This window comes from Streptomyces sp. YGL11-2, assembly GCF_050054615.1.
GTDB lineage: Bacteria > Actinomycetota > Actinomycetes > Streptomycetales > Streptomycetaceae > Streptomyces.
Window position 1 is genome coordinate 35,001 of record NZ_JBNHIN010000033.1, and the last position, 3,979, is coordinate 38,979.

Here is a 3,979-nt window from a genome sequence, read left to right on the forward strand (position 1 = left end):
CGGGCGGTGGTGGTGGGCAGTGCGGCCTGGCACGGTGCGCTGGCGCACAGCCACTGGATCGTGACGAACACGCATCTGCCGCGCTGGTTCGTGCGCCGGGCCGGGCAGCGGGTGATCCAGACCTGGCACGGTACGCCGCTCAAGCGGATCGGGGCCGATCTGGCGGGCACCCTGTGCGCGGGGCTGGCGCATCTGGCGCCGCGTCCGCGGCTCGGCCGGCAGTGGAGCGTGCTGCTGTCGCCGAACGCGGCCAGTACGCCGGTGCTGCGGTCCGCGCTGGGCTACTCCGGCAAGCTGCTGGAGACCGGCCTGCCGCGGACCGACGCGCTGCATGCCGCGGACCGCGACGAGGTGGCCGCCGCGGTCCGCGCACGGCTGGGCGTCGAGCCGGGCCGCACGGCCGTCCTGTACGCGCCCACGCCCCGCGACCACCTGGCGTACGACGCGTCGCACCACCGGCTGCATCTGCCCTTGGACCTGGAGCTGGCCCGCGGTGCGCTGGCCGGCGACCATGTGCTGCTGGTGCGCGGCCACCCGCTGGTCGCCGACCGACTGCCCGCGCACCACGCCCCGTTCGCGGTCGACGTCTCCGGGTACCCGGACGCGACCGAGTTGCTGCTGGCGGCGGATGTGCTGGTGACCGACTACTCGTCGCTGGCCGCGGACTTCGCCAACACGGGCCGCCCGATGCTGTTCCTGACGCCGGATCTGGCGCACTACCGGGACACGCTGCGCGGTTTCTCGCTGGACTTCGAGGCGCTGGTGCCCGGCCCGCTGCTCTCCTCCACCGGTGAGCTGATCGACGCGCTGGGCGATCTGCCGGGGGTCGGCCGGGCGAGCGCGGGCGCGTACGCGGACTTCCGGGAGGCGTTCTGCCACCTGGACGACGGGGGTGCGGCGGGCCGGGTCGCGGAGCTGCTGCTGGAGTGACCGGCGCGGTGCGCCAGGTGCGCGTCCGGATCGGCATCACCCGGCGCCCGCGTCGTTACAGCTTGTGCAGGCGTCGCTGCGGATCCGTTCCCGCGGGTCACGGCACGGCCCGTTCTCGGCGTCCGGCCGGTCACGAGACGGCAATGTGGCGAAAAACCGAGGCGGTCGGTGCAACCGCTCGGCGGGTTTCGCGCTCTGACCCTGAAGAACTCGGCCCGATCCGCTCGCGCCGAGAGCTGCTGTCGACACGAAATGTAGATTTAGTGACTGTGAATGAAGCCCGTGAGTCACAGCCTGGGCCCACCCTCACGCCCGACGCTGCGGTCAGTGTCGTCGTCATCGCGTTCAACGACGCCGTGCACGTCGCCGACGCGGTGCGCTCCGCGCTCGCGCAGGGAGAGTCCGTCGCCGAGGTGATCGCGGTGGACGACGCCTCCACCGACGGCACCGGCGCCGCACTGGACGCCCTCGCCCGCAGCGAGCCCCGGGTGCGGGTGATCCACCGCGGCGAGAACAGCGGCGGCTGCGGCTCCCCGCGCAACGACGGCGTCCGCGCCGCCACCGGCCGTTTCGTGATGTTCCTGGACAGCGACGACGTGCTGCCGCCGGGCGCGGTCGACGCGCTGCGCTCCGCGGCGCTGCGGCACGACGCCCCGGTCGCCGCCGGCGCCTGCGTGCGCCGCGAGCTGCCCGCCCGCCGCGACGTGCCCTGGCAGCCCGGCATCTACCGCGAGCCGGCCGTGTACGACACCCCCGACGCGGCCCCGCAGCTGGTCCGCGACACCCTGTGCGTCAACAAGCTCTATGCGCGCGCGTTCCTCACCGAGCACGCGATCGCCTTCCCCGAGGGCCGTTTCACCTACGAGGACTTCGTGTTCACCGCGCGGGTGCTGGCCGCGGCGCCGAGGATCGCGGTGGTCCCGGACACCGTCTACGTCTGGCACGTCCGCCGCGCCGCCGCCAAGCAGTCGATCTCCCTGGACCGCAAGGACGTGGCCAACTGGGAGTCCCGTATCGCGGCGCACCGCACCGTGCTGCGGATCCTCGGGGACGCCGGCCACAAGGCGCTGGCGCACGCCGCGGCCACCAAGTTCCTCGACCACGACCTGCGGATGTACGTCCGCGAGCTGCACACCCGCGGCGCCGACTACCGCGCCGAGTGGTGGCGGCTGACCCGCGACCACCTGGCCTCCTTCGAGGAGCCGGAGCTGCGCGCCGCCGGAGCCCCGGCCCGCTGGCTCGCCCGGGTCGTCCTGGCCTCCCCCGCCCCCCGCGACCTGGAGCGGCTGACCCAGCTCGCGGCCCGTCCCGGCCGCCTGCTGCCCCCGTACGCCCGGGACGACGACGGCCGGCCCGTCTGGTCCGCCGACCTGCCCGAGGTCCCGCTGGACGGCCTCGGCGAGGACGAGGCGGAGGCCGAAGCCGGGGCCGGTGACGGCGACGACGACGGGGAGTCCGCAGGGCTGCCGGTGGCCGTCGACGCCGAACCGGTCGTCGCCGCCGCCGGCAGCGTGCTCCGGCTCCGGGTCCACGACCTGTACGGCCGGCTGGCCGCCGCCGGGCCCGCGCGCATCGGCGTCGCGCTGCTGCGCCGCCGCGACGACCGCCGCGGCCCGGTCCGCACCGCCGCCCTCACGCCCGCCGCCGACGGCTCCTCCTGGACCGCCGAGGTGCCGCTGGACCTCGCCCCGCTCACCGCGCTGCCCGGCGCCCGCCCGGCCGACCCCGAGCCGTGGGACCTGATGGCCGAGCTGACCTGCGACGACGGCACCACGCTGAGCGCCTCCCTGCGGGCCGTGGGCCCGGGGCTGCGCCGCCATGTGCTGCCCAGCCCCCGGCAGATGGTGCTGCTCGCCCAGCCCTACGCGACCACCGGCGGCGCCCTGGCGCTGCGCGTCGCCTCCGGCCCGCGCAGCGTCTGGCGGATGGCCGCCCGCCGGCTGGGCCGCTGACCCCGTTTACCTCCCCCGTAGTCCCCCCTGCCTAGGATTGGCGCTATGTCTTACTTGATCACGGGCGGTGCCGGCTACATCGGCTCGCATGTCGTAAGGGCCCTGCGGCAGGCCGGCGAGACGGTCGTCGTCCTCGACGACCTGACGACGGGCGTCCGCGCCCGGGTCCCCGAGGGCGTCCCGCTGGTCGTCGGCTCGACGCTCGACCGGGCGCTGCTCGACGCCACCATCGCCGAGCACGGCGTCACCGATGTGGTCCACCTGGCCGCCAAGAAGCAGGTCGGCGAATCCGTCGAGATGCCGCTCCACTACTACCGCGAGAACGTCCACGGGCTGCAGACCCTGCTGGAGGCCATGGCCGCCGGCGGTGTGGGCCGTTTCGTCTTCTCCTCCTCGGCCGCGGTCTACGGCATGCCCGACGTGGACCTGGTGACGGAGGACACCCCCTGCGTGCCGATCAACCCGTATGGCGAGACCAAGCTCGTCGGCGAGTGGATGGCCCGCGCCGCGGGCAGGGCGCACGGCATCAGCACCGCCTGCCTGCGCTACTTCAACGTCGCCGGCACGGCCACCCCCGAGCTGGCCGACACCGGGGTCTTCAACATCGTCCCGATGGTCTTCGAGAAGCTCACCGAGGGCGCCGCCCCGCGCATCTTCGGTGACGACTACGACACCCCCGACGGCACCTGCATCCGCGACTACATCCACGTCGCGGACCTCGCCGACGCCCATGTCGCCGCGGCCCGCAAGCTCGCCGAGCCCGGCCCGGTCCGCGATCTGACCCTCAACATCGGCCGCGGCGAAGGCGTTTCGGTCCGCGAGATGGTCGCGCTGATCGCCGAGATCACCGGCCACGAGGGCGTCACCCCCGAGGTCACCCCGCGCCGCCCCGGCGACCCGGCCCGCGTGGTCGCCGCCGCCGACCGCATCGGGGACGAACTGGGCTGGAAGGCCCACCACGACGTCCGCGACATGATCACCTCGGCCTGGGCGGGCTGGCAGCACCACCACCCCGAGGCCCGGCGCGGCTGACGGCCCGACCGGCGACGGCGTTCCGGCCCCGTCCGCCGGCCGCTCCCCCGGGACGGCCGGCGGGG

The 3,979-nt window shown here is 74.7% G+C and carries 3 protein-coding genes; all 3 read left to right on the plus strand.

All coding sequences use genetic code 11. The annotated features are described in order from the left end of the window. Positions 1 to 930 (plus strand): CDP-glycerol glycerophosphotransferase family protein (locus ACO1BR_RS29885; protein ID WP_426798212.1); only part of this gene is annotated, 930 nt, incomplete at its 5' end. Positions 931 to 1,199: 269 nt separating this feature from the next. Then, positions 1,200 to 2,882, plus strand: a complete 1,683-nt coding sequence (locus ACO1BR_RS29890) for a glycosyltransferase family 2 protein (RefSeq protein WP_426798213.1) — start codon at positions 1,200 to 1,202, stop codon at positions 2,880 to 2,882. A 45-nt stretch (positions 2,883 to 2,927) separates the two neighbouring features. Further along, positions 2,928 to 3,914 carry a UDP-glucose 4-epimerase GalE gene (gene galE / locus ACO1BR_RS29895; protein WP_159503507.1) on the plus strand — a complete coding sequence of 329 codons (987 nt, stop codon included), beginning with the start codon at positions 2,928 to 2,930 and terminating at the stop codon, positions 3,912 to 3,914. Positions 3,915 to 3,979: the final 65 nt, after the last annotated feature.